Annotated in this window: 20 protein-coding genes and 1 riboswitch; of the genes, 6 read left to right on the top strand and 14 right to left on the bottom strand. The window is 71.4% G+C overall.

Features of this window, described 5'->3' with window-relative positions; genetic code table 11:
• The first annotated feature begins 40 nt into the window (after window positions 1-40).
• Both Amac_RS20145 and Amac_RS20150 read left to right on the top strand, forming a co-directional pair.
• Complete coding sequence (locus tag Amac_RS20145; RefSeq protein WP_246268504.1) at window positions 41-2,311, top strand: DEAD/DEAH box helicase; 2,271 nt, start codon at window positions 41-43, stop codon at window positions 2,309-2,311.
• Between the two features lie 4 nt (window positions 2,312-2,315).
• Complete coding sequence (locus tag Amac_RS20150; RefSeq protein ID WP_155355926.1) at window positions 2,316-3,053, top strand: SRPBCC family protein; 738 nt, start codon at window positions 2,316-2,318, stop codon at window positions 3,051-3,053.
• 176 nt (window positions 3,054-3,229) lie between these two features.
• On the opposite strand, the gene Amac_RS20155 is transcribed toward Amac_RS20150, so the two are convergent.
• The 5 genes from Amac_RS20155 to Amac_RS20175 form a co-directional block, all read right to left on the bottom strand.
• Window positions 3,230-3,892 carry a CHAP domain-containing protein gene (locus tag Amac_RS20155; RefSeq protein WP_246268506.1) on the bottom strand — a complete coding sequence of 221 codons (663 nt, stop codon included), beginning with the start codon at window positions 3,890-3,892 and terminating at the stop codon, window positions 3,230-3,232.
• Between the two features lie 35 nt (window positions 3,893-3,927).
• A riboswitch (cyclic di-AMP (ydaO/yuaA leader) is annotated at window positions 3,928-4,111 on the bottom strand.
• 137 nt (window positions 4,112-4,248) lie between these two features.
• Window positions 4,249-4,455 (bottom strand): hypothetical protein, encoded by a 207-nt coding sequence (locus Amac_RS20160; RefSeq protein ID WP_155355928.1) that lies wholly within the window; start codon window positions 4,453-4,455, stop codon window positions 4,249-4,251.
• A gap of 69 nt (window positions 4,456-4,524) precedes the next feature.
• Window positions 4,525-5,043, bottom strand: a complete 519-nt coding sequence (locus Amac_RS20165; RefSeq protein WP_155355929.1) for a hypothetical protein — start codon at window positions 5,041-5,043, stop codon at window positions 4,525-4,527.
• 80 nt (window positions 5,044-5,123) lie between these two features.
• Window positions 5,124-6,464: a serine hydrolase domain-containing protein gene (locus Amac_RS20170; protein ID WP_155355930.1), complete on the bottom strand. Its 1,341-nt coding sequence runs from the start codon at window positions 6,462-6,464 to the stop codon at window positions 5,124-5,126.
• A gap of 10 nt (window positions 6,465-6,474) precedes the next feature.
• Window positions 6,475-8,025: a hypothetical protein gene (locus Amac_RS20175; protein WP_155355931.1), complete on the bottom strand. Its 1,551-nt coding sequence runs from the start codon at window positions 8,023-8,025 to the stop codon at window positions 6,475-6,477.
• Between the two features lie 108 nt (window positions 8,026-8,133).
• Here Amac_RS20175 and recD2 point away from each other — a divergent pair, with 108 nt between their 5' ends.
• Together recD2 and Amac_RS20185 are read left to right on the top strand one after the other, a co-directional pair.
• Complete coding sequence (gene recD2, locus Amac_RS20180) at window positions 8,134-10,323, top strand: SF1B family DNA helicase RecD2 (protein WP_155355932.1); 2,190 nt, start codon at window positions 8,134-8,136, stop codon at window positions 10,321-10,323.
• A gap of 165 nt (window positions 10,324-10,488) precedes the next feature.
• Window positions 10,489-11,724 (top strand): L,D-transpeptidase, encoded by a 1,236-nt coding sequence (locus Amac_RS20185; RefSeq protein ID WP_246268507.1) that lies wholly within the window; start codon window positions 10,489-10,491, stop codon window positions 11,722-11,724.
• A 16-nt stretch (window positions 11,725-11,740) separates the two neighbouring features.
• On the opposite strand, the gene Amac_RS20190 is transcribed toward Amac_RS20185, so the two are convergent.
• Genes Amac_RS20190 through Amac_RS20220 form a run of 7 tightly spaced genes read right to left on the bottom strand, consistent with a single transcriptional unit; the run spans window position 11,741 to window position 20,587 of the window.
• Entirely contained in the window at window positions 11,741-13,717 is a 1,977-nt protein-coding gene (locus Amac_RS20190; protein WP_155355933.1) for a S9 family peptidase, read from the bottom strand.
• A 43-nt stretch (window positions 13,718-13,760) separates the two neighbouring features.
• Window positions 13,761-15,128: an amidohydrolase family protein gene (locus tag Amac_RS20195; protein ID WP_155355934.1), complete on the bottom strand. Its 1,368-nt coding sequence runs from the start codon at window positions 15,126-15,128 to the stop codon at window positions 13,761-13,763.
• Complete coding sequence (locus tag Amac_RS20200; RefSeq protein ID WP_155355935.1) at window positions 15,125-16,012, bottom strand: ABC transporter ATP-binding protein; 888 nt, start codon at window positions 16,010-16,012, stop codon at window positions 15,125-15,127. The genes Amac_RS20195 and Amac_RS20200 overlap by 4 nt, the downstream gene beginning before the upstream one ends.
• Window positions 16,009-17,091 (bottom strand): ABC transporter ATP-binding protein, encoded by a 1,083-nt coding sequence (locus Amac_RS20205; RefSeq protein ID WP_155355936.1) that lies wholly within the window; start codon window positions 17,089-17,091, stop codon window positions 16,009-16,011. The genes Amac_RS20200 and Amac_RS20205 overlap by 4 nt, the downstream gene beginning before the upstream one ends.
• Entirely contained in the window at window positions 17,088-17,978 is an 891-nt protein-coding gene (locus tag Amac_RS20210) for an ABC transporter permease (RefSeq protein ID WP_155355937.1), read from the bottom strand. Before Amac_RS20210 ends, Amac_RS20205 begins: the two co-directional genes overlap by 4 nt.
• Window positions 17,979-18,020: 42 nt before the next feature.
• Window positions 18,021-18,989, bottom strand: a complete 969-nt coding sequence (locus Amac_RS20215; RefSeq protein WP_155355938.1) for an ABC transporter permease — start codon at window positions 18,987-18,989, stop codon at window positions 18,021-18,023.
• Window positions 18,989-20,587 carry an ABC transporter substrate-binding protein gene (locus tag Amac_RS20220; protein WP_155355939.1) on the bottom strand — a complete coding sequence of 533 codons (1,599 nt, stop codon included), beginning with the start codon at window positions 20,585-20,587 and terminating at the stop codon, window positions 18,989-18,991. The genes Amac_RS20215 and Amac_RS20220 overlap by 1 nt, the downstream gene beginning before the upstream one ends.
• A 494-nt stretch (window positions 20,588-21,081) precedes the next feature.
• On the opposite strand from Amac_RS20220, the gene Amac_RS20225 reads away from it, so the two are divergent.
• Both Amac_RS20225 and Amac_RS20230 read left to right on the top strand, forming a co-directional pair.
• Window positions 21,082-22,242 (top strand): C45 family autoproteolytic acyltransferase/hydrolase, encoded by a 1,161-nt coding sequence (locus tag Amac_RS20225; RefSeq protein ID WP_170322572.1) that lies wholly within the window; start codon window positions 21,082-21,084, stop codon window positions 22,240-22,242.
• A 67-nt stretch (window positions 22,243-22,309) separates the two neighbouring features.
• Entirely contained in the window at window positions 22,310-23,650 is a 1,341-nt protein-coding gene (locus tag Amac_RS20230; RefSeq protein ID WP_170322573.1) for an aminotransferase class I/II-fold pyridoxal phosphate-dependent enzyme, read from the top strand.
• A gap of 80 nt (window positions 23,651-23,730) precedes the next feature.
• Here the strand turns inward: Amac_RS20230 and Amac_RS20235 are convergent, their stop codons facing one another.
• Together Amac_RS20235 and Amac_RS20240 are read right to left on the bottom strand one after the other, a co-directional pair.
• Complete coding sequence (locus Amac_RS20235) at window positions 23,731-23,910, bottom strand: hypothetical protein (RefSeq protein WP_155355942.1); 180 nt, start codon at window positions 23,908-23,910, stop codon at window positions 23,731-23,733.
• Between the two features lie 49 nt (window positions 23,911-23,959).
• Window positions 23,960-24,943, bottom strand: coding sequence for a radical SAM protein (locus Amac_RS20240; protein WP_155355943.1), 984 nt, complete (start codon window positions 24,941-24,943; stop codon window positions 23,960-23,962).
• Between the last annotated feature and the right edge of the window lie 7 nt (window positions 24,944-24,950).

Below are 24,950 nucleotides of genomic sequence, written 5' to 3' on the forward strand. Positions count from 1 at the left end.
TAGCCTGTCGGACCACGGCGCGAGAGGGGAGTCCCGCAGCGTGGCACGAGACCCCGATCGGGTCGCCCTGGTCCGGGGCATGGCCGTCTTCGAACCCGCGGAGCCGCCCCGGGAGGGCCGGATCGCCTTCCACCCGCCGCCCGGCGCGCCGGGACCGGTGGTGCGGATGGCGGTGGCCGAGGCGATGCCGCTGCTCAGCCTGGCCCGCCGCGAGAACGGCGCGCACCCGTCGGCCGCCTTCTGGGGGGCGGCCGTGGTGGTGGCGCTGCAGATGGTGGCCCGCGGCCGGATCCTGCCCGCCGGGGACGGCTCCTGGCGGGCCGGGCCGCTGATCGGCCTGGACGTCGAACGCGTGGAGGAACTCGCCGCCACGCTCGACGGGCCGGACGGTGAAGGCCTGGTCCGGGCGTTCCTGGACGCGGTCGCCGACGGCATGCCCCGCACCGCCGCCGCCATGCACGCCACCCGCGCCCCCGCCGCCGGCCTGAGGTCAGGTGGGCGGGGGTCCGATCCCAGGCCCGGCGCGGGGAAGCTGACCGTGCGCGCCGTCGTCGGGTCCGGCGAGCCGCCGCCCGGCGATCTGCGCGCGCTGCTGTCCGGCGGCGGCCTGCTGAGCTTCGACTGGCAGCTGGCCCTGGGCGGCGACCCGCTCACCGAAGCCGAGATGGACCTGCTGGCCGAATCCGCCCGCCCGCTGGTACGGCTGCGCGACCAGTGGGTGCACCTGGACGCCGCCACCACCCGCAGGGTCCGCAACCGGTCGATGAAACCCCTCACCCCGATCGCCGCGCTGGCGCTGGCCCTGACCGGGACGGCCGACCTCGACGGCGAGCTGGTCGAGATCGCCGCCACCCCGTGGCTGGAGGCGCTGCGGCGGCGCATCGCCGACCCGGAGGCCGCCGCGCCGATCGGGCCGCCGCCTGGGCTCGCCGCGACCCTGCGCGACTACCAGCTGCGCGGCCTGCGCTGGCTGGCCGCCATGACCTCGCTGGGGCTCGGCGGCTGCCTGGCCGACGACATGGGCCTGGGCAAGACCGTCACGCTGATCTCCCTGCACCTGCATCGGGGCGGCGGTCCCGCCCTGGTGGTCTGCCCGGCCTCGCTGCTGGGCAACTGGGAGCGCGAGATCCGCAGGTTCGCCCCCGGCGCGGCCGTGCGCCGCTACCACGGGCCCGCCCGCAGTCTGGATGGGGTGGTGGACGGGTTCGTGCTCACCACGTACCCGACGATGCGCCTGGACGCGGAGCGGCTGGCCGCGACCGCCTGGGACCTGGTGGCCGCCGACGAGGCCCAGCACGTCAAGAATCCCCGCTCCGGCGCCGCCCGCGCCCTGCGCGCCATCCCCGCCGCAGCCAGGGTCGCGCTGACCGGCACTCCCGTCGAGAACTCCCTCACCGAACTGTGGGCGATCCTCGACTGGACCACCCCCGGCCTGCTCGGCACCCTCGGCAGCTTCCGCGCCCGCTGGGTCCGCCCCATCGAATCCGAGAAAGACCCAGAAGCGGCGGCGCGGCTGGCCGCGCTGGTGCGGCCCTTCCTGCTGCGCCGCCGCAAAACCGATCCCGGCATCGTGCCCGAGCTGCCGCCCAAGACCGAGACCGACCAGCCGGTGCCGCTCACCCGCGAGCAGGCCGCCCTCTACGCCGCCGCCGTCCGCGAGGGCATGGCGCGGATCGCCGAAGCCGACGGCATGGCCAGGCGCGGCCTGGTGGTGAAACTCCTGACCGGGCTCAAGCAGATCTGCAACCATCCCGCCCACTACCTGAAGGAGCCGCACGGCCGCCTGACCGGCCGCTCCGGCAAACTCCAGCTCCTGGACGAGCTGCTGGACACCATCCTCGCCGAGGACGGCGCCGCCCTGGTCTTCACCCAGTACGTCGCGATGGCCCGCCTGCTCGAACGCCACCTGGCGGCCCGCGGCGTGACCGCCCAGCTGCTGCACGGCGGCACCCCGGTCGCGCGCCGCGAGGACATGGTCCGCCGCTTCCAGGACGGCGAGGTCCCGGTCTTCCTGCTGTCACTGAAAGCCGCCGGGACCGGCCTGAACCTCACCCGGGCCGACCATGTCGTGCACTTCGACCGCTGGTGGAACCCGGCCGTGGAGGAGCAGGCCACCGACCGCGCCCACCGGATCGGGCAGACCCGCCCCGTCCAGGTGCACCGCCTCATCGCCGAAGGCACCGTCGAGGACCGCATCGCCGACCTGCTGCGAACCAAACGCGCCCTGGCCGACGCCGTGCTCGCCGCCGGCGAGGCCGCGCTGAGCGAGCTGCCCCTGGACGAGCTGGCCCGCCTGGTGGAACTACGCTGAAAATATGCCGCGAGAATTCGAGGTGCGCGAGGAGATCGCCCTGGACGCCACGCCCGAGCAGGTGTGGGCGGCGATCGCCACCGGTCCCGGGGTCGACTCCTGGTTCATGGGCCGCAACGAGATCGAACCCCGCGAAGGCGGCGCGGGCCGGCAGACCGTCCTGGGCGTCACCGGCGAGTCCACGGTCACCGCGTGGGAGCCCGGCGTGCGCTTCGCCACCCGGACGCATGCGTCGCCGGAGGGCACGTTCATGGCGTTCGAATACCTGCTGGAGAGCCGGGACGGCGGCAGCACGCTCCTGCGGCTGGTCCACAGCGGCTTCCTGGAGGAGGACTGGGAGTCCGAATACGAGGCGCTGCGCGTCGGCGACGGCATGTACCTGCGCAAGCTCGCCGCCTACCTGCGCTGCTTCCCCGGCCGCACCTCCGTCTACGACCTGTTCCTCGCCGGCTCCTCGGTCACCACCCGCGAGGACGCCTGGGCCCGCTTCGCGGCGGCCTTCGGCCTGGCCGGCTGGCCCGTCACGCCCGGCCGTCCCATGGTCCTGTCCGTGCCCGGCCTCCCCGCCGAAACGGGGACGGTGCTGTTCGCCTCGTACGGATTCCTCGGCGCGGTCACCGCGAGCTCCCTCTACACCCTGGTCCACGGCCACCACGGCCTGATGGTCGCCCAGCAGCACTGCTTCACCGGCGAACCCGCGCGCGAGCGCGCCCAGGCGGCGTGGCAGGCCTGGCTCGGGTGAACGCGCCTTCGCTCGGGTGGCACGGCCCCGCGCGGACGGGGGGATTTCCGCGCGGGGCCGGGGGAAGCTGCCCGGCCGGTGGACGGCCGCCATACCGCTAGGGGGATGGGCCAGGTATGGCGCGTGTCCGCGGGCGCAGCGTTACCCGGTGGCCGGGCAGCCGGCTCTGATCGGTGTCAGGCGGGCAGCTGGTCGGCGTAGACGGGGTAGCCGTAGCCGACGACCTCGGCGGTGGGGCGGGTGCGGATCTCCACCTTGCCGTTGCCGGTGTTGCCCTCGACGGTCTTGATGGTGCCGTCGCCGTTGTCCTTGATGACGAAGCCGACGTGGTCGATGTTGTGGAGGTCCTTGCCGCCGTCCCAGCCGAAGAAGACGACCGCGCCGGGGGCCGGGCGGGTGCCCCAGCGCTTGTTCTGCTTGAACCAGTCGGCGTGGGAGACGGTGTAGGCGTCCCAGCCCATGGTGGGGCGGATGCCGAGCTGGTCGCCGACCCAGGAGACGAACATGTCGCACCAGGCCGCGTTGCGGTAGGCGTACACCGACCCGCCGTCGCGGGCGACGGTCTGCTGGGCGCGGGGGGAGTTCATGTACCACTGGTGGAACTTGGTGCCGCCGCCGTAGTAGTTCTCGCTGACGCCGACCTGGCTCTGCGCCAGGCGAAGCACCTGCTCGGAGCTGACCCTGGGCAGCTTCTGGGCGATCTTGAGCAGCGGGCTGGCGTCCGGGTGGAAGTCGGCGGCGTCCGCCGCGCGAGTGTCGGCGTGGGCCGTGCCCATGGCCGCGGTGCTTCCGGTCAGCACCAGGCCGGCGAGGAGAGTGGTGGCCAGGGTGACGCGCACGTGAGAATTGGGGGCTCGCATGTGGGGTCTTGCTCCCTTGCTTCCATGCCGCCTACCGGGTTAGCTGACGGATTCGGGCGTGGAAGTCGCCCTACGGCCTGCGGGTACAGGCCGATTCACCCCGGGAGGGCTGGGATTTGGTGCTTTCGTGTCGGGAGAGTGATCCCGGCCCTCGATGGTTCCCCGGCTCCGCGTGAGCGGACTCGACGGTCGGGCCGTCCCAGGAGCGGAACGGCCGTTCGATTGTGTGGTGGGGCAGCCTTGACCTGTTTGACGTCCCGGTGCCCCGGATTCCATCGAAGGTAGACGAATCACCCAAAAGGGTCAAATGCCGACAAGTGGGTACATGTGGGGAGTCATGGGATTTCAGGGCTGTTAACGCCCTCGGCAGGGGCTCTGGTGACGGCCGCCGCGGCGAAGGCGCGGACGACGGGATACGGGATTTTCTCGGCCAATCCGGGCTGGAACAGGGAGAGCGGGAAGAACGGATGATCATCCATTTCGGCCACCCGGACCGCGCCCTGAGCGTCGTGCCCGGTAAAGCGCAGACCGTGCACTTCCAAGGTGGCCTGATGGGCCTGCCCGCCAGGCGGGTGACGGGCAGGCGATCTACTCTGGGTGACTAATTCCGGTCACTTGTTCCGGATCTCATCGAGGATCGTCTGCAGCATCTTGTTGGCCGCGATCTGGTTACCTTCGACCCGTTCCAGACGCGAAGTGTGGTCCTTCTGCGTCTCTTCGACCCGTCCGAGCCGTTCGCCGTGCTTCTCCTGCACAGTCTCGATGCGTCCGAGGCGTTCGCCGTGCTTCTCCTGGACGGTTTCGATGCGTCCGAGGCGTGCGGTGTGGTCCCGCTGCGCCTCCTCGATCTCGCCGAGGCGGTCGCTGTGCTGGTTGAGCTTGTTCTCGGACTCACCGAACAGCCAGGCGAGAGTGTCCATCCTGGAGGCGGCCTTGCCGAACTGGTCGTTCATCTCATGATGCATCTTCTTCAGACGCGCATATGCCTCGTCCAGGCTGGCGTGCGCCGCCGCCGAGCTCCGGTTGGCGAGATCGGCGACGGCGTGGGTCTCCTCCGCCTGTGGTTCCTTCTCGCGCATCTTCCGTACCTCCTCTTCGAGAACGGTCACACGGTCTTCGAGGGTGGGCACTTCGACCTCCTGCTTGGGGGGGTTTTCGACGCCCCAAACCTATCGGCCGCTGCGCTCCGCGAGCGACCAAACACAAACGGTCATCGCCACCCTTCGGGGTCCACACCTCCAGGAATCGGGGCAGATTGATCGTAGGGTTCGCGGCTGAAGATGAACGTGTTGAGGGAAATATGCACACCCCCGGGATGATGTTCTACCCGCAGCGTCTCACCCGCGTAATACCCGTCCAGCCCGAGCCAGGTCCCGTCCGCCTGGGCGGCGAACCGGGACGCCCGACCGACCGCCCCGAGCGGGGTCAGGGACAGGCCGCGCCGGGGGAGCAGGCGCAGCGCGTACGCGGTCGGCCCCCAGTACCAGGGCCCCGTCAGGGCGAGCAGGTCCGCGTCGGCGGCGGCCGGTTGCCATTCGGCGGGCAGCGGCGGCTCGTGCTCGGCCAGGATGTCCAGCAGGTCGAACAGCAGCCGCCCGCGCACGCCTGAGGTGGTGTTGGCCAGGAACAGCACGCCGACCCCGTCGGCCGGGTCGGTCCACACCGTGGCCAGGAAGCCGGGCATCGACCCGGTGTGCCCGGCCAGCATCCGGCCCCCGTGGCGGGCCAGCTGCAGGCCCAGGCCGTACCCGCGTTCCCAGGAGGGGCCGTCCTCCACGGCGGCCGGCTCGCGCATCTCGGCCAGGGTGCTCGCCCGCAGCACGCCGCCGCCGTCTCCGGCCAGGAAGGCCGCCCACCGGGCCAGGTCGGCGGCCCCGCTCCACAGCTGCCCGGCGGGGGCCATCCCGCCGGCGTCGTGCTCGGGTTCGGGCAGCAGCACGTCCGCCCACGGGTGCACGGCGAACCCCTGCGCGTGCGGCGGTTCGGCGCGCTCGGTCACCGCCCCCATCCCGAGCGGCTCCAGGATCTCCTCGCGGACGGCCTGCGCCCACCCCATGCCGCGTTTGCGGGCCACCAGCTCGCCCAGCAGCCCGTACCCGACATTGGAGTAGTGGAAGCGCCGCCCGGGACGGTGGCGGGCGATCTCGGGACCGAGATCGCCGAGCAGACCGGCGGCGGGCGCGCCGGGGGTGCGCTCCCACCACTCGCCGGGCGGCTCGGCGGTCAGCCCGCCGGTGTGGGACAGCAGCTGCGCCAGCGTGAGGTCCCCGACCGGCGTGCCGGGAAGGTGCTTGTCCAGGGGGTCGAGCAGGTCCAGCTCGCCCTCGTCGCGCAGCCGCAGCACCAGCACCGCCACCATGCTCTTGGTGATCGACCCCAGCCGGTACCGCGTCCCGGGCGTCGGCGGCGCGCCGGAGACGCGGCCACGCGCCCCGAACCACACGGTCTCGCCTCCCCGGACCAGGGCGGCGACCAGCGAGGGAACCCGGCACTCGGCCTGTTCCGCGGCCAGCCGGTGGAGCAGGGCGCGGCCCGTGCTTTCGAGAACCATGGGCGACAGGCTAGTCCTCCCGCACCGGGATCAGGTCAGGCCCCACGATGTGTCCCTGATGGGGTTCCGGCGCGGCCTGGTCGTGCAGGAAATGACCCGCGTACCAGACGACCAGGTTGGCGCCGTCGATGTCCTCCCCGTCCAGGAATTTGTTGAGATGGGTCTTGCTGTCGGAGGGGCGCCCCATGTGGCCGCCGTCGTGCAGTTCGGTGGCGCGGTGGCGCAGGAACCAGGCGTCGGCGACGCCGTAGGAGTCGGAGCTGGAGTCGTGCTCGCCCGGCCAGATCTGGTAGCCGCGCCGGGTCTTCTTGTCCAGCACCTGCCAGCCCTTGATCGTGCCGCGCCGCCGCCGCGCGGTCTCCCGCTTGATGGGGACGCTGTCCAGGACGATGCCGCCGCCGTCCTGCAGCTGCTCGACGGTGTCGTTGGCGGCCCCGTCCAGGTCGAAGTCGAGCCGCCAGTACGCGTGGTGCTGGTGCCGGTTGCACGTCATCGGGTCCTTGGTGCCGGCGAAGCCGAACCGGGGGCGGATGGTGCCGTCGTCGGCCAGCCGCCAGTCCGACACGTACCGGTACCAGCCGGCCTGCAGCTCGCTGACGATGCGCAGCTCCTCCCCGTCGTGGTGGAACGCGACGCCCTGGAAGTTGCCGCGGTCGTCGTCGGGGCGTTCCAGGATGGTCTGCGGCGGCGCGGAGCACAGCCGCCAGCCCCAGCCGGCCGGGTCCTCACCGGTGGCCTTGAACACCGTCTCCTGGTTGGCCCAGTCGCGGAAGTTGGTCTCGCCGTCGCCGTACAGGACGTTCAGGACCGGCATGTGCGCCTGCCGCAGGACCAGCTTGCCCCGGTAGCGGACGTTCAGCAGCTCGACGCCGGCGCCGTCGGGGGCGGGCTGGGAGGCGCGCGGGCGCACCACCACCAGGTTCCATAACTCGACGCCGTCACGGACCACGCGGACCCGCACCTGGTCGGGGCCGCCCCGGTCGACGAGCGAGCCGACCCCTTCGGGCAGGTGCTTCTCGCAGTCGTCGTCGGTGTGGGCGGCCACGTCGGCCGGATGCCAGTCCACCTCGTGGGCGGCCAGGTCGACGGCGACGATCTGGTGGCGGGGCCCGCCCGCCGGGTTGTAGACGCCCAGCGTGGGCCGCCGCACCAGGCTCCCGTCGGGCCGTTCCAGATCGGCCAGCGGCGGCATCGGCTCGTAGATGACCACATCCTCGCCGGACGGGAAGCGATGGTCGCCGCGCAGGATCTCCGCCGCGGCCGCGAGCTCGCCGGGCTGCGGGCGGGGCCGGACCGCGCTGGGCCGCACCTCGACCTCGTCGAGCCGGTCCAGGGTGCCGCGCAGCTCCACGGCGCGGTTGCCGACCGGGTCGAAGACGTGCGCCCGGAAGGCCGCGCCGGGCCCCGGGTCGTGGCCGAGGGCCGCCGCGTCGCCGGCGATCAGCTCCTCGACCTGCTCCAGGTGCCCCCGCACCTGCGCGTGGCCGCGCGCCAGCTCGCGCACCTGCTCGGCCCGCAGCCCGGGCCGTCGTACCGGTTCGATGGTCACTTTCACGCTCATATCGGCTCCCCGTCGTTGGTGCCTCCGTCGTACACCGTCGCGCCCGCCCCCGCCAGCCGATCACGAAGAAACCGCTACGCTCGCAGCCACGACCAGAAGGGAGAAGCGGTGGAGGGCGCCAGCCTCGACGCGGTGCTGGAACGTGTCACTTATGCCAACGAGGAGACCGGCTACACCATCGCCAGGGTCGCCACCGAACGTTCCGGCGCCGAGCTGCTCACCGTGGTCGGGCCGCTGCTCGGCGCGCAGCCGGGGGAGTCGCTGCGCCTGACCGGCCGCTGGATCTCCCACCCCCGCTACGGCCGCCAGTTCGAGGTGTGGTCCTACACCACCGTGCTGCCCGCCACCGTCCAGGGCATCCAGCGCTACCTCGGCTCCGGCCTGATCAAGGGCATCGGCCCGAAAATGGCCGAACGCATCGTCGGCCACTTCGGCGCCGACACCCTGCGCGTCATCGAGGAGGAACCCGCGCGCCTGGTCGAGGTCCCGGGCCTGGGCCCCAAACGCACCAAGATGATCGGCGCCGCCTGGGAGGAACAGAAGATCATCAAAGAGGTGATGATCTTCCTGCAGGGCGTCGGCGTCTCCACCTCCATCGCCGTGCGCATCTTCAAGCAGTACGGCGAGCAGTCCATCACCGTCGTCCGCGCCGAGCCCTACCGGCTGGCCGACGAGGTCTGGGGGATCGGCTTCAAGACCGCCGACACCATCGCCCAGGCCGTCGGCATCCCGCACGACAGCCCGCAGCGCGTCAAAGCCGGCCTGCGCTACACCCTCTCCCAGGCCGCCGACGACGGCCACTGCTTCCTGCCCGCCCCCAACCTCGTCGCCGACGCCGTCAAGATCCTCGACGTGCCCGCCGACCTGGTCGCCACCTGCCTGGAAGAGCTCGCGGCCGCCGAAGGCGTCGTCCGCGAGGACGTCCCCGCCGGGGACGGCACCGTCCCGGCCGTCTACCTGGTGCCCTTCCACCGCGCCGAGCAGTCCCTCACCGCCACCCTGCGCGGCCTGCTCACCACCTCGGGCGACCGCCTCCGCGCCTTCGCCGACGTCGACTGGCCGGCCGCCCTGGCCTGGCTCAAAACCCGCACCGGCGCCGCCCTGGCCGCCGAGCAGGACCAGGCCGTACGGCTGGCGCTCACCGAGAAGGTCGCCGTCCTCACCGGCGGCCCCGGCTGCGGCAAGAGCTTCACCGTCCGCTCCATCGTCGAACTGGCCCGCGCCAAACGCGCCAAGGTCATCCTGGCCGCCCCCACCGGCCGGGCCGCCAAACGCCTGTCCGAGCTGACCGGCCACGAGGCCACCACCGTGCACCGGCTGCTGCAGCTGCGCCCCGGCGGCGAGGCCACCTTCGACCGCGACAACCCCCTCGACGCCGACCTGGTCGTCGTCGACGAGGCCTCCATGCTCGACCTGCTGCTGGCCAACAAGCTCGCCAAGGCCGTCGCCCCCGGCGCGCACCTGCTGTTCGTCGGCGACGTCGACCAGCTCCCCTCCGTCGGCGCCGGCGAGGTCCTGCGCGACCTGCTCGCCGCCCCCGGCGTGCCCCGGGTGCGGCTCACCCAGATCTTCCGCCAGGCCGCCGAGTCCGGCGTCGTGGTCAACGCCCACCGCGTCAACAACGGCCAGTCCCCCCTGGTCCGCGAGTTCCGCGACTTCTTCCTGTTCCCCTGCGAGGAGCCGGAGGAGATCGCCGCAATGACCGTGGACGTGGCCGCCCGCCGCATCCCCGCCAAGTTCGGCCTCAACCCGCGCCGCGACGTCCAGGTCCTGGCCCCCATGCACCGCGGCGCCGCCGGCGCGGGCGCCCTCAACCTGGCCCTGCAGGAAGCCCTCACCCCCGCCCGCGAGGGCATGCCGGAACGCCGCTACGGCGGCCGGGTCTTCCGGATCGGCGACAAGGTCACCCAGCTGCGCAACAACTACGACAAGGGCGCGGCCGGGGTCTTCAACGGCACCGTCGGCGTCGTCACCGGCATCACCCCCGAGGAGAACCGGCTCACCGTCCTGACCGACGAGGACGAGAACGTCGACTACGCCTTCGACGAGCTCGACGAGCTGGCCCACGCCTACGCCGTCTCCATCCACCGCTCCCAGGGCAGCGAATATCCCGCCGTGGTCATCCCGCTGGCCACCAGCGCCTGGATGATGCTGCAGCGCAATCTCCTCTACACCGCCATCACCCGCGCCAAACGCCTGGTCGTCATCGTCGGCTCGCGCCGCGCCCTCGGTCAGGCCGTACGCACCCGCGGCGCCGGCCGCCGCCACACCGGCCTCACTCACCGCCTGGATCTCTAGGTCAAGCGGGAATCAAAACGGCAGGCGCGGACTTTACTCTTCAGGGCGCCGATTTGGCCTGGTTTCGCTACCAAAATGTGAGCTAACTCTCCAGAAAGATGCGGACACATGCGGCCAGCCCTAATAGTGTCTTTGGGTGCACTTTGCCACCGTGGGGGAGAGGTTGTGCTGAACAGCAAGACGCGCGGCACCTGGCCGGCCGGCGTGATCGCCACGATCGCCGTTACGATGACGGTGCTGCTTTCGGCATGCACCAGCGGGTCCGGCGGCGGCCTGCTCGGCGGTGGCAGCGCACCCCAGGCGACCGAGAAGCCACCGATCCCCGCGCCGGCGATCACGATCGTCCCCGCCGAGGGCACCAACCGGGTCAGACCCGATAAGAACGTCGTCGTGACCTCCGAAGGCGGTTCGCTGGAGGAAGTCCTCGTCGAATCGGACGGCGAACACGTCGAGGGCGAATTCGACGCCGACCGAACGAAGTGGACCTCCAACAAGCCGTTGCGGCCCTCCAGCACCTACACCGTGTCGGCCAAGGCCACCGGCGAAGGCGGCCCCACCACCGCGACCAGCGAGTTCACCACCCTCAAGCCCAAAGCCGAGCTGGCCGTCGCCGACGTGACCCCCGGCATCAAGGGCGAGACCGTCGGCGTCGGCATGCCCATCATGGTCACCTTCAACCAGGCCGTCACCAACAAGGCCGCCGTCGAGGCCGCCCTCAAGGTCGACGCGGAGAAGCCCGCCGAGGGCGCCTGGCGGTGGATCAGCGACCGCCTGGTCATCTACCGGCCCGCCAAGTACTGGCCCGCCCACCAGAAGGTCACCTTCACCGCCGACCTCACCGGCATCCGCGGCGGCCCCGACATGTACGGCACCAAGTCCTTCACCCACACCATCAAGATCGGCGCCCGCCTGGTCAGCGTGGTCAACACCAAGACCCACATGATGGTCGTCAAGAAGGACGGCAAGGTCGTCCAGACCATGAAGATCAGCGCCGGCAAGGCCACCACCCGCGAATACACCACCACCAGCGGCGTGCACCTGACCATGTCCAAGCACAACCCCGAGACCATGATCTCCCCGGGCAAGAAGGAAGGCGATCCCGGCTACTACAAGGAGATCGTCAACCACGCCGTCCGCATCTCCAACAGCGGCGAGTACGTGCACTCCGCCCCCTGGTCGGTCGGCTCCCAGGGCCGCGCCAACGTCAGCCACGGCTGCGTCAACGCCTCCCCCACCCAGGCCAAGTGGTTCTACGACAACTTCCACCGCGGCGACGTGGTCACCGTCGTGGGCACCGACCGGGAGCTGGAGTGGAACAACGGGTGGGGCTTCTGGCAGATGTCGTACGCCAAATGGAAGAGCGGCAGCGCCCTGAAGGGCGAGGACTCCTCGGAGTCCTGAGCCTTAGAGAGCGTAATCAGGCCGTCGGGGGCATGTGGGTGGAAAACCAGGAGAGAACGCGGGTCAGCAAGTCGGTGATCGCCGGGTAGGAGCGGACCCCGTGCCCTTCCTGAGGGTAGATCGCCAGAACCGACTCCACGCCGTGGGCCAGCAGCGCCTGGTGGAATTCGCGTGCCTGGCCCGGAGGGGTGCAGTGATCACCGGCTCCCGCGACGCTGAGGCAGGGCGTGCGGACGTTGCCGGCCCGCAGCACCGGGCTGCGGGTGTGGGCCATCGTGCCCGGCTCTTGGGGGTCGCAGCGCAGAAAGGCGTTCCCCCAGCCGGCGATGTTGCTGGTGAAGGACTGGCTGTACCAGTCGGTGATAGGCGCGATCGGCACCGCGGCCGCGAACCGCTGATCCTGGGTGACCAGCCATGCCGTCATGAACCCTCCGTAGCTCGTCCCGATCAGGCCGATCCGTGCGGGGTCGGCCAGCCCCTTGCCCACGAGCGTGTCGACGCCGGCCAGGATGTCGAGGGCGTCGCCACCGCCCATGTCGCCGACCACGTGCGCGGCGAAGTCCCGGCCGCGGCCCCCGCTGCCACGGGGGTTGGGGTTGAGCACCGCGTATCCCCGGGACACCAGCAGCGGCACCAGGGGCGACTTCATGGACCACGCGTCGCGGAAGGCCCAGACCGGTCCGCCGTGGATATTGACCACCAGCGGAAAGGGCCCCTTCCCCGCCGGGCGGCACAGCAGCCCTTCGATCACCTGGCCGTCCGGCGCCAGCCAGGTGATCGCCTCGGCGGAACCCGCGACCGACAGCAGGTAGTCGCATCCGGCATGCCGCGTGGATGCCGCCACCCCGGCGGCGCCGGGGCCGAGCACGGCGACCTGGGGCGGCAGGCCGTAAGCCGATTCGGCGACCACGACCCTGCCGTCGCGGGTGAAGGCTCCGTCGGGATACAGGCCGCCGCAGGAATTGGAGGTGGAGAACAGCTCGGTGACCTCGCCGGTGCGCACGTCCACGACTCCCGCGACGGAGTCCAGGTGACGCTGTCCCAGGTAGCCCAGCCGGTCGGTGTCGATCCACTGCAGGCAGCTCACGTCGGTGCCCGCGGTGTCGATGCCGGAGGTGGTCCCCGAGGCCGGGTCGATGAGGGTCAGGTCGCCGGCCACGATCCACCTGTCGCTGCAGACGGCCTGGACGACCGCCACGTACCGGCCGTCCGGCGACCCGGCCGGTAGGCCGAGCTGGAATCGGCCGCGCAGCAGTTCCCGGGTCGTGCCCGTACCGGTGTCGATGGACATGAGGCGGGAGGTGTACCAGGCGTCCTCGTCGGGCGTGTCGGACGCCACCGTCACCACGGTGGACAGACCGCACCAGGCCGCCTCCCAGCAGTTCATGCCCCCAGCCGAGACCTGTGTCAGGTCGCCGTCGTCGAGGCTGTAGAGCCACAGGGTGCGCCAGGCCGACTCGGTAGCGCCGTCCTCGATCAGCGGATGCCAGTCCGGCAGTCCGGCGTCGACGGTGGTGTTGGCCACGGCGCCCTGGGTCGCGGCCAGGTCGGCGCCCAAGCCGGCCACGCCGAGCAGAATCCGCCGCCCGTCCGGCGACCAGTGGGCGTATTCCACCGATCCCGGTACGGACGGCGCCGGGGCCGCCTCACCCGGGGAGCCGGCGCCGAGCAGGTAGAGCTGGAACACGCCGGGCCGGGCGCGGTCGGACAGGAAGGCGAGCCGGGCACCGTCCGGCGAGAACCGCCCCCACCGGGCCGAGCCGGCGGCGGTGGTCACCGCCGATAGCGCGCCGCCTTCGACGGTGTACAGCCCGGTACGAGGTCTGCCGATCAGTTCGTCGAAGACCGAGCCGGTGACCACGACGCGGGCGCCGTCGGCGGTGACGTGCGGTTCGGCCAGATCGTGCGGCCGGCCGAACGCCGGCTCGTGCAGGCGCCGGACGTGCTCCGCCACGGCCGCGAACTCCGCGGTGTCCCGAAGGTCGCCACGCATGATCACACATCCTTTCCCCGGCGGCGGATACTCAAGACGGCGGTCACCGGGTCAGGACCGGGTGCTCGGGCAGGCGGTCGCGGTCGACGAGCTCGCCGTCCTTCACCACGTGCGCGATGCGGGCGTAGTTGTCCGGATCGGCCAGCGGGTCGGCGTCCAGGATGAGCAGGTCGGCCCGCTTGCCCGGCTCGACGGTGCCGAGTTCGTCCAGCCTGCCGTACGCCTGGGCGATGTTGCTGGTCGTGGCGAGCAGCGCGTCCATCGGCGCCATGTCGCGTTCGATGGCGGCGCGTAGCCAGAAGATGTGCGAGCGGCCCAGGTGCGTGGGCACGTCGGGAATGCCGGATTGGAATGGCCCCCACATGGGGCTCGTCTCGGCGGTCGGCCCATAGACGCCCATGTCGTTGCCCAGCAGCAGCATGGCGCCGGCCTTGACGAGCTTGCGGTCGTTGAGGTCCTTGACCATCATGACCTCGCCCCAGGCGTCGTTGCCGTGCCATTGGGGCTTGCGCTCCAGGAAGGCGGTGGTGTGCCGCTGGGTGTACAGGAACGCCACGCACGGCAGCCGCCGTTCGACGATGCGGTCGAGGGTCTCCTCCGGCATCGGGTGCAGGCCGGTGACGTCGCCATGCTGGAGCAGGTCGACGCCCGCGTCGATGGCGGCCTTGAGCGCCTCGGGCGACTGCGTGCACGCCTGCACGGTCATCCCGGCCGCGTGCGCCTCCTCCACGATCGCCCGCTGGGAGTCGGGGGACAGGGCCAGGAACCGGCTGTGGGCGTGGGAACTGGAGGCGTACTTGACGAAGTCGATGTCACTGGTGGCGATGTACTCGCGCACCGCCACGCGTACGTCCGCGGCCGGCATCCAGGTCAGCGCGGCTCCGACCCCCTGCTCCCAGTGCCGGTTGATCGCTTCCACCACCGACGAGCTCAGGCCCGCGCCGAGGTTGGGGAAGAAGTCGGCCGAGTAGGGCCCGCCGTTGCCGATGATGTTGCCGGCGCAGAAGACCCGGCTGCCGATCGCCTGCCCGGCGTTGATCCGGTCCCGGACGCGGCGCAGCGACTCAAGCGGCCCCCAGGTGTCGAAGACCGTCGTGACGCCGGCGCGCAGCGCTATCTGGGCGGCCTCCAGCACCAGCTCGTCGTAGCAGCCGGGGGCGTACCTGAGCAATACGTCGGGGTCCACATGGATGAGCAGGTGGACGTTGGCGTCCAGCAGGCCGGGGATCATGTACTTGCCACCGGTGTCGACGATACGCAGGTCCGGGGCGTGCTCCAGGTCGGCGCGCGCCCCCACCCAGGTGATGCGCCCGTCGCCGACCACCACCGCCGTGTCGGCGACGGGCAGCGCTCCGGTGCCGTCGATCAGGGTCGCGCCGACGAAGGCGGTGCGGGTCGCCTGTGCTGTCATGGCAGGTCGTCCTTCTCTCGCCGGCTCACCGGCCGGGTCGTTTGCATGGTGCTGGTGGGCTTGGTGATGGTGGGCATGGCGCCGATGAGCCGCCGGGTGTAGGGGTGCTCGGCCCGGTCGTAGAACCGCTCGACCGGGCCGCTTTCCACGATCTGGCCGTGGTAGGTCACGGCCAGGCCGTGGGATACGTAGCGGACGGCCGCGATGTCGTGGGAGATGAACAGGGCGGCGAAGCCTCGCTCGGCCTGCAGGTCGCGGATGAGGTTGAGGACCTGGGTCTGGACCGAGACGTCCAGGGCGGTGACCGCCTCGTCGAAGACGATCAGATCCGGCCGGGTGATCATGGCTCGGGCGATGGCGACGCGTTGTCGCTGACCGCCGGAGAGCTGGTGGGGGTGCCGGTCGGCCAACGCCGGGTCCAGGCCGACCAGGACGAGCATGTCGGCGACGGCTTCGCGGCGGGCGCGCCGCGCGGTCCGGCCGGTCACGGCGAGCGGTTCGGCGACCGATCGCCACACGTGCAGCGTGGGGTTGAGCGACCAGTCGGGGTTCTGCAGCACGACCTGCAGCCGCCCGCGCAGCCGCCGGGCGGTGCCCCGGCCGGTCACCGGCAGGCCATCGAACAGGACCTGACCGCTGGTGGGCCGGACCAGGCCGAGCAGCACCCGGCCCAAGGTGGTCTTGCCCGAGCCGGACTCGCCGACCACGCCGAGGGTCTGGCCCGGCATGATGTCCAGCGACACGCCCTTGAGGGCGTGCACCTGCTCCGCGCGACGGCCATGGCCGGTCCGGTAGGCGACGACGACGTCCCGCGCCGAGACCACCGGGGGTCGGCCGGGCTCGACCGGAGCCGGGTCGACCGGGCCGTGGTCGAGGACGCTCATCTGGCCGCCTCCTGTTCCTTGTCCAGGTGACGCCGCCCGGCCTCGGTGGCACGTGGGCGGCCGGCGTCGTTCGGCGCCGCAGACGGGTCGCCGATCTCGCCGGGATGCAGGTGGCAGGTGAGCGTCCGCCCGGCGACGGCCGCGTCCGCGGGGCGCACGTCCCGGCAGTTTGGCAGGGCGTCGGGGCAGCGCGGGGCGAAGGCGCAACCCGGGCAGCCGGCGTGCAGCACCGGCGGCACGCCACCGATCGCCTCCAGCCGCCGGCCGGGCCGCTCCTCGCCCGGCAGCGCGGCGACCAAAGCGCGGGTGTAGGGGTGCATCGGGCGGCCGAGCACCTCGGCGGTGGGGCCGTGCTCGACCATCCGGCCGCCGTACATCACCGCGATCTGCTCGGTGTGCTGCGCCACCGCGTGCAGGTCGTGGGTCAGCAGCAGTAGCGCACACCCCTGGTCGCGGCACTGCGACACCAGCAGGTTCAGGATCTGGGCCCGAAGCGTCGCGTCCACGGCCGCGGTCGGCTCGTCGGCGATCAGCAGCCGGGGACGGCGGCGCAGCGCCATCGCGATGCCGACCCGCTGGGCCATTCCGCCGGACAGCTCGTGCGGGTAAGACCGCAGCACCCGCGGCACGTCGGTCAGCCCGACCTCGCCCAGCGCCTCGGCCGCCGACGACCCATCCCGGGCCTCGCGCCCGGCGGGACCGGCCAACTCCATCTGCCGGCGAATCCGCATGGTGGGATTCAGCGCGGCGACCGGGTTCTGGAACACGAACGCCAGAACCTCGCGCCGCAACGCCCGTAGCCCTTCGCCGCCCTGGGCGCCGGGGCCGTACACCGGGCGGCCGGCCACCGACAGCAGCCCGCCGGCGTACACCGCGTTCGAGGCCAGGAGCCGGCCGGTCGCCATGCCCAGCGTGCTCTTACCCGACCCCGACTCCCCGACCAGCGCCACGATCTGCCCTGATCCCACGGTGAGCGTGGCCTGGTCCAGGGAGCGAATGGGGCCGTTCCGGGTGCTGTACTCGATCACCAGGTCGGTGGCGGCCAGCACCGGGGCGGCCGAGCCCGTTTCGGCGCTCATCGGCGCACCTCCACACCGCGTACGTCCAGCGCGTCGCGCAACCCGTCGCCGACCAGGTTGACCGCCATGATGGCCAGAGTGAGCAGCGTGCCGGGGATCAGCACCAGCCACGGCGCGATGGGCAGGTAGACCGCGCCCTCGTGCACCAGCGAGCCCAGTGAGGCGCTTGGCGGCTGCAGGCCGAGGCCGAGGAAGCTCAGCCCGCTTTCGAGCAACATGCCGACCGACAGCGCGTACGTCGCCTGCACCACCGCCGGGCCCGCGATGTTGGGCAGCAGGTGCACCAGCAGGATCCGTCCCGGACCGGCGCCGCCGACCCGGGCGGCCACCACGAAGTCCCGGTCGACCACCGACAACGACGCGGCGCGTACCACGCGTACCATCAGCGGGCTGCAGATCAGCACGATGCTGATCAGCGCTCCCGGCGCGCCCGGGCCGACGATCGCCGCCAGCAGGATCGCCAGCAGCAGTGCGGGAAAGGCGAACAGCACATCCGCGCCGCGGGTGATCAGCTCGGCGACCAGGCCCCGGTAGTAGGCGGCCATCATGCCCAGCAGCACGCTGACCGCGGCGGTGACCATCACCGCGGTGCCGGCCAGCAGGAACGTGGTGCGGATCCCTTCGACCAGCCGGGGCAGCACCGAGCGTCCCAGGCTGTCGGTGCCCGCCCATAGCCGCCCCGAGGGCGCCGCCAGCCGGGGTCCGGCGTTGACCGCCTCCGGATCGCCTAGCGGCAGCCAGGCACCGAACACCGCTACCAGCAGGAAGCCGATCAGCAGGAGCAGGCCCAGCCGGGACAGGGCGTCGCCGTGGAAGGGCAGGTGCCGCCGCGGCGCCGCCGCAGGCGGCGGGCCGGTCGAAGCAGGTGAGGCGGTAATGGCACTCATGGGGTCACCGTCCCTGGGGATGCGTGGTGGTGGTCGGGGTCGTCATCCGCGGTGACCGGCCCGGATTCGGGGATCGACCACGCCGTAGGCGAAGTCGGCCAGCAGGTTGATTGCGATGAACACCGCCGCCGCGACCAGGACCAGGCCCTGCACCGTCGCGTAGTCCCGGCCGTTGATCGCGTTCAGCACGGCTTGGGCCACTCCTGGCAGGGAGAACAGGTTCTCGACGATCACCGCGCCGCCCATGAGATAACCGGCGTAGGTGGCCAGCACGGTCAGCACCGGGATGGCGGCGTTGCGCAGGACGTGGTGGCGGGTCACCTGGCCGATGCGCTCGCCGCGGGCCAGGGCGGCGGCGATGTGCGGGGAGCTGAAGGTCGCGGCCACCGCGTCGCGCCCGGTCCGCACCACCAGCGCCAGGCCGAACACGCTCAGCGTCAGCGCCGGCAGGGCCATGGAGCGCAGGTTGGCCACCGGGTCCTCTGCCAGCGGCACGTAGCCGCCGACCGGCAGGCCGAGGGAGAACCGCGAGAACAGGAACACCAGCAGGCTGCCCAGCACGAAGTCCGGGACGCTCATCGCCGAGGACCCCACCAGCCGGCTCAGCCCGCGGCCGAACCGCCCGCGCGACAGCCCGGCCAGCAGCGCCAGCGGCACCCCGGCCAGCACGGTCAGGGCCAGCGACAGCCCCGCCAGTTCGGCGGTCACCGGCAGGCGCCGCATGAGCTGCGCGGACACCGGCTCACCGGTGCCCAGTGAGGTGCCCAGGTCGCCGGTGAGCACGTGGCGTACCCATTCCAGGTACTGCAGCACCAGCGGCCGGTCCAGGCCGAACTCGGCCCGCAGCGCCTCGCGTACCTGCGGAGAGGAGGCCGGCCCCAGGACGATGTCGGGGTAACCGCCGGGCACCAGGTGCACGGCGGAGAACACCAGCACGGAGACCACCCACAAGGTCACCGCGCCGGTGACCAGGCGACCGGCGAAGTAGCGCAGGCCGCCGGACGGCGCCATCACTTGGCCTCGAACTCGGCCAGCTGCCGCAGCGGCAGGGCGTACCCTTCCACCGGCAGGATGCTGACCGAGGTCGTGTCCGACCGGTACGCGACGATCGCATCCTTGGTCACGACGGGGATGATGTTGGCGTTCTGCGCGATGCGCTCGCAGGCGTCGCGGAACAGCTTGGTGCGCCGGTCGCCGGGCTCGGTGGCCAGCCCGTCCAAGATCAGCGAGTGCAGTCGCGGGTCGGGCTTGACAAAGCCCTTGTTGAAGCCGACGAGTTCGGGGTCGTACCAGGCGAGGTCCATGGCCGGATCGGCATAGCCGGCCGACCAGCTCACCACCAGGTCGAAGTCGGCGTCCTTGCCGCTGTAGGCGCGCTTCATCACCGCACCGATGTCCAGCGCGGCGATGCGCACGCGCAGGCCGGCGTCCTGCAGGTTCTGCTGGATGACCTGGGCGATCGGGGAGGACATCGGGACCAGGGAGATGGTGCTGATCTCCACGGTCTTGCCGGTGGCGCCCGCGGCGGCCACCAGTTGCCGGGCGCGCTGGGCGTCGGGCTTGCCGAAGGGGACGGTCGCCGGATCGCATACCCCGGCGAAGGCGGGTGGCACGGCCGCCGACGCGCGGCCCACGCCGCCCAGCGCGACGTTCTTGATCTTCTCCCGGTCGATCGACAGGGCCAGCGCCTCGCGCAGCCGGTCGTCGCGGAAGATGGAGGAGGTGGCGTTGACGTCCACCCGGTAGTAGTCGGTCGTCGACTGCACCACCGTCTTGACGTTGGCCTGCCCTTCCAGCAGGCGGATGGAGTCGGGCACCTCGAAGGTGGTGAAATCCACGCTGCCGTCGCGCAGTGCCGCCGCCCGTGCCGCGTCGTCGGGCATGATGCGCACCGTGAGCTTGTCGACCGCCGGCACTCCGGTGCGCCAGTGGTACGGGTTGCGCTCGAAGGTCCACGACTCGCCCTGGGAGTGGGCCACGGCCTTGAACGGGCCGGTGCCCAGAAGCTGCTTCTTGGGGTCGAACGTGCCGGCCTTGAGCTCCTTCATCGGCAGCACGGCCGCCGGACTGCCGGCCAGTGCCGCCACGAACGGCGTCTTGGGCTTGAGCAACTTCACCCGCACCCGCGTGTCCCCGTCGGCGCCGACGCTCGCGATCCCGAGTTGGCCGGCCCAGATCGAGGCCGTCGCGGGGTCGATAAGGCGCTGCAGGCTGCCGACGACGTCGTCGGCGGTCAACTCGCGCCCGTTGGCGAACTTCACCCCTTTACGCAGGTGGAAGAGGTACTCGGTCGGGGAGATCTGATCCCAGGAGGTCGCCAGCTCCGGCACGACCTTCAGGCCGTCGTCAAGGCCGACAAGGTTCTCGTACGTGAGGTCCAGAAGCTCCCAGGACGTGGCGTTCCCGGCGGCCGGCGGGTCCAGCACATCGGCGTCGGCCGACTTGCCCCAGACCAGTTGCGCGCCGCTCGGGCCCTTCGCCGGGGAACCGCCGCCTGCGGCGGCGCACGAGACGCTGGCGGCAAGGGTCGCGACGGCGACCGCGATCTCGGCTCTGCGCGCAGATTTTCTACGGGTGGACGACTTGAACAGTGGCCATGCTCGCGCCATCTGTCTCTCCTGTTCCACGGTGGCCGTTCCGCAAAGCCGTCCGGGACGTTCAGCCCGGGGCACCCCGAGAACCCACGTTGGGCCATGAACGCCGACGATCACGAAAGCACCACTGTTTTACGTGCCGGAATGCTATGTGTTCCCATGCGAACACACAATAGAAATCTTGTACTGTTGCAAGTTGACGGGTCAGGCTCCGCGGCCTGGGGACCCGTCCTAGGCGCTGACGAACGCCATGGCCAGGGCGGTCTGGGGTGTGAAGGTCCGCACCACTCCGCCTCCCTCCTCGATGGTTCACGTACCGTATCCCCTCCATTGTCCACACACAAGAGCAATCTTGTGCTGTTACAAATCATCGCCCCAATTGCGCCTTTTACCTGTTCAGGAATGTGACAGCACAAAAATATTCTTGTGTACCAATGATGTGTCACTTATGTTTCGGAGGGATGTGCCCCGCCTTGAAGCCGGATGACCGCAAGGAACGAGCCGCCGTGATGAGTGCCACCCCCGAAGATCCCGCCCACCCGCCCGCCGCCCCGGGACCGTCCGATTCCCCGGGTAACGGGCTTTGCGGCAGGCTGATCGACATGTCCGGCGACGGGGCATCGCGCGGCGCCGCGCACGGCGAGGAGCTACGGGACCTGATCGCTGACAGTCTGGACCGCTGGCGGGCCGACATCGGCCGGCGCACCGGCGATGGCCCGCGAGCCTACGTGCGGGCGTTCCTGGCCTCCACCGGCTTCGTCAAGACGATCGCATCGGCCAGCCCCGACCTCTACCAGGAGGTGCTGGCGATCGCCGCGGCCAGCAACCAGCCGGCCGACGACATGCTGGTCTACAACATGATGGACGAGCAGTGGCGGTTCGACCGCAAGAGCAACACCGGGTGCAGCGTCATCGGCACTGCCGTCCGTAACGGCCCGGACTTCGTGCTGGGCCAGAACATGGACCTGCCGCTGTCGATGGACGGCTCCCAGGCCGTGCTGCGCATAGCCGGCGACGGCCGGCGGCCCGACCAACTCGTCCTGACCGCCGCCGGGCTGATCGGGCTCCTCGGCGTCAACGCCGCCGGCCTGGCGTGCTGCGTGAACACCCTGGGCATACTGCCGGCCGCCGCCACCGGGATGCCGGTGGCGTTCATCGTCCGCGAGGTGCTCGGGCACCGCGACGCCGTTACGGCCGCCGGTTACCTGACCTCCGTGCCGCACGCCTCCGGCCAGCACTACGCCATCGCCGACCGGCATGGCCTGCACAGCTATGAGTGCTCCGCGCGCGGATGGGCGGCCGGGCCGCGGCGAGACGAACTCGTGCACACCAACCATCCACTGTGGTGGCCCGACGAGTCCATCGCCGGCGACGTCGCCGCCGTCCGCCAGATATCCCCGACGACCTACCAACGGCTGCAGGCCCTGAGAGCCGGTCTTGACCGGGTACGCGCGTCCGGCGACCTCGAGACGCTGCTCAGCTCGTCGTCGGACGGGGTGTGCGTGCTACCCACTCCCGAGCGGGCCAGTGCGACGTTCTGCAGCGCGGAGTTCACTTTGACCTCGCCCCCGGCCGTGCGCGTCGCCCTGGGCCGACCGGACCGCACCGTCTGGACGAACCTCGGCTGGACGAACTCCGGCCCGGCCGGCGCCGCGCCCCCACCGCCGTGACGACCCGTCCGCGACGACGATGTACCGCCACATGGCAGTACAAACCGAAAAACGATACATTACAGTAATGATCGAAGCGGTAAAGGCGGAGCTGACCGAGCTCAGCGCCCGTGGCCTGGCCGACGCGTTCAGCCGTGCCGTACGAGCCGGTGCGGTCGTCCCGGGGGAGAGACTGCCATCCATACGCGCCGTCGCCCGGGAACTCAGCCTCTCCCCGACGACGGTGAGCGCGGCCTGGCGCCTGCTGGCGCGGGCCAACCTCATCCACGCCGACGGCGCCCGCGGCACCGTCGTCGCCGACGGCGCCGGGCAGGGACCGGTCCGGCACCGCCGCGCCCTGCAATACGAGGGACGCTTCGAGATCGACCTGTCCACCGGGCTGCCCGACCCGGCGTTGCTGCCCGACCTGGGGCCGTCGCTGCAGCGCGTCCCGCGCGGCGGAACGTTGGAAAGCTTCCTGGCCGAACCCATCGTGCCACAGCTTCGCGACCACCTGATGGCGGACTGGCCCTCGCCCGCCGAGATCATCACCATGGCCGACGGGGCCACCGACGCACTCGACCTGATCACCATGACCTGCCTGCAGTTCGGTGACCGCGTCGCGGTCGAGCACCCCAGCTACCCCCCGCTGCTGGACCTGCTGGAGGCCACGGGCGCACGGATCGTCCCCCTCGAACTCGATGAGGCCGGCCCGGTCCCCTCCTCCCTCCGCGACGCGCTCGACGCCGGTGTGCGTGCGGTGTTCCTGCAACCACGCGCGCACAGCCCGACCGGTATGTGCCTGGCCCCCGAGCGAGCCACCGAGCTGGCCGCGGTCCTACGGGGCCAAGATGTCCTGCTGGTGGAGTTCGACCTGTGCGCCGGCATCGCCGCCACGCCGTTGGTCACCGTCGGCGAACACGTGCCGGATCTGGCTGTGCACATCCGCGCCTATTCCGAGTCGCACGGCCCCGATCTGCGCCTTGCCGCGGTGGGCGGGTCGGCCGCGTTGATGGACCCGCTGATCAGGCGCCGCCATCTGGGTCAGGGCTGGACCAGTCGGCTACTGCAGTGGCTGCTGCTGGACCTGCTCACCCACGCCGAGCCCGAACAGCAGGTACAGCAGGCCCGCCGTCAGTACGCCCGGCGGCGCACGGCCCTGGTCGACGCGCTAGCCGACCAGGGCGTACAGGTCGGCGGCCAGGACGGCATCGTGGTGTGGGTGCCGGTGGAGAACGAGGCCGCCGCCCTGATGCTGCTCAGCAGCCACGGCATCGGCTGCGCCCCGGGCACTCCATACCAGATCCGCCCGCAGGCCGCCCCGCACCTTGCCGTGACCGCCGCTCTCCTCCCCGAGACCCAGGCCCCCCAGATCGCCACCGTCCTCGCGCAGGCCGCCCGCCCCTCCCTGCCCGGCTCCATCCACTGAGCGGTGCTGCGAAGCTGAGTGGCACCGGCAGGCGGATCCAGGCCGAGTCCGGCACCGGGCTCGTCTCACGCAACGCCCTCTTAGTGCACGCCCAGTCGCATCAGCAGGAACGCGCCGATGAACTTCACCACCACCAGGCCGATCACGATCAGGAAGACGATGAGGGCGGGCTTGTGCTCGAAGTGCTTGCCCTCCTTCAGCGGCGGCCGCTTGGCGACCCGATCGGCGATACGCTCCTCGATGGGCTTACGGTTGAACATGCTTTAACCGTACAGGGCGGGGCTTGAGGGCCCGCCACGAGCCCGGGGCTCACACCAGCGACAGCTGGCGGGCGGGGGAGCGGCGCCGCTTCCACCCGCGGGCGGAACGCCCGATTCCGTACGTCTCCGCCAGCACCGCCACCTGCGCCGCGATGCCCGCCCGATACTCCGGCGGCGCGGCGGGCGACTTGCCGTACAGGGCGGCGTAGCGGGGGACCAGGCCGGGATGCTCGCGCTCCAGCCACGCCATGAACCACTCCCGCGCCCCCGGCGGCAGCCGCAGCACCACCGGCGTGACCGCGACCGCCCCGGCCTCGGCCGCCCGCCGGACCGTGGCCCGCAGATGGTCGGCCGAATCGGTGATCAACGGCAGGATCGGCGCCATCAGCACCTCGCACGGCACGCCGCCGTCGTTGAGCGCCGCGCACACCTCCAGCCGCCGCTGCGCCCCCGCCGCGCCCGGCTCCAGACCGCGCCGGATCTTCTCGTCCACGAAACCGACCGACACCGCCGCCCGCGCCCGGGTGAGCTTGCCCGCCTCCCGCAGCTCCGGCGCGTCCCGCAGGATGAGCGGGCTCTTGGTCAGCACCGTGAACGGATTGCCCGCCTCGGCCAGCGCCCGGATGATCTGCGGCATCAGCCGGTAGGTCTCCTCCGCGGGCTGGTAGCAGTCCCCGGTCAGGCCCAAGGCCACCGGCTCGCCCTGCCAGCGCGGCGAGGCCAGCTCCCGGCGCAGCCGGTCGGCCAGATTCGTCTTCACCACGACCCGCGAGTCGAAATCGTCGCCCGCGTCCAGGCCGAGATAGCGGTGCCCGCGCCGGCCCGCACAGTACCGGCACCCCGCCTGGCAGCCCCGGTAGGGGCTGGCCGCCCACCCGAACGGCAGTTCCGCCGCCGCGGGAATCCGCTCCAGCGCCACCCGCGCCGCCACCTCGTAGCAGGTCAGACCGCCGAACTCCCGGGTCACCGCCTGCCGCTCGATCCGCGGCCGCTGCGGGCCCCCGTCCAGCAGGGGGAGAGCATCCCATGGCATAGAGATC

The organism is Acrocarpospora macrocephala (assembly GCF_009687865.1).
GTDB lineage: Bacteria > Actinomycetota > Actinomycetes > Streptosporangiales > Streptosporangiaceae > Acrocarpospora > Acrocarpospora macrocephala.

Excerpts from the sequence above, each read along its gene's own strand:
- Amac_RS20200 (WP_155355935.1), bottom strand. The coding sequence starts at position 16,012 with ATGAGCGTCCTCGACCACGGCCCGGTCGACCCGGCTCCGGTCGAGCCC.
- Amac_RS20170 (WP_155355930.1), bottom strand. The coding sequence starts at position 6,464 with ATGGTTCTCGAAAGCACGGGCCGCGCCCTGCTCCACCGGCTGGCCGCG.
- Amac_RS20225 (WP_170322572.1), top strand. The coding sequence starts at position 21,082 with ATGAGTGCCACCCCCGAAGATCCCGCCCACCCGCCCGCCGCCCCGGGA.
- Amac_RS20220 (WP_155355939.1), bottom strand. The coding sequence starts at position 20,587 with ATGGCGCGAGCATGGCCACTGTTCAAGTCGTCCACCCGTAGAAAATCT.
- Amac_RS20235 (WP_155355942.1), bottom strand. The coding sequence starts at position 23,910 with ATGTTCAACCGTAAGCCCATCGAGGAGCGTATCGCCGATCGGGTCGCC.
- Amac_RS20195 (WP_155355934.1), bottom strand. The coding sequence starts at position 15,128 with ATGACAGCACAGGCGACCCGCACCGCCTTCGTCGGCGCGACCCTGATC.
- Amac_RS20190 (WP_155355933.1), bottom strand. The coding sequence starts at position 13,717 with ATGCGTGGCGACCTTCGGGACACCGCGGAGTTCGCGGCCGTGGCGGAG.
- Amac_RS20215 (WP_155355938.1), bottom strand. The coding sequence starts at position 18,989 with ATGGCGCCGTCCGGCGGCCTGCGCTACTTCGCCGGTCGCCTGGTCACC.
- Amac_RS20205 (WP_155355936.1), bottom strand. The coding sequence starts at position 17,091 with ATGAGCGCCGAAACGGGCTCGGCCGCCCCGGTGCTGGCCGCCACCGAC.
- Amac_RS20150 (WP_155355926.1), top strand. The coding sequence starts at position 2,316 with ATGCCGCGAGAATTCGAGGTGCGCGAGGAGATCGCCCTGGACGCCACG.
- Amac_RS20210 (WP_155355937.1), bottom strand. The coding sequence starts at position 17,978 with ATGAGTGCCATTACCGCCTCACCTGCTTCGACCGGCCCGCCGCCTGCG.
- Amac_RS20230 (WP_170322573.1), top strand. The coding sequence starts at position 22,310 with ATGATCGAAGCGGTAAAGGCGGAGCTGACCGAGCTCAGCGCCCGTGGC.
- Amac_RS20175 (WP_155355931.1), bottom strand. The coding sequence starts at position 8,025 with ATGAGCGTGAAAGTGACCATCGAACCGGTACGACGGCCCGGGCTGCGG.
- Amac_RS20240 (WP_155355943.1), bottom strand. The coding sequence starts at position 24,943 with ATGCCATGGGATGCTCTCCCCCTGCTGGACGGGGGCCCGCAGCGGCCG.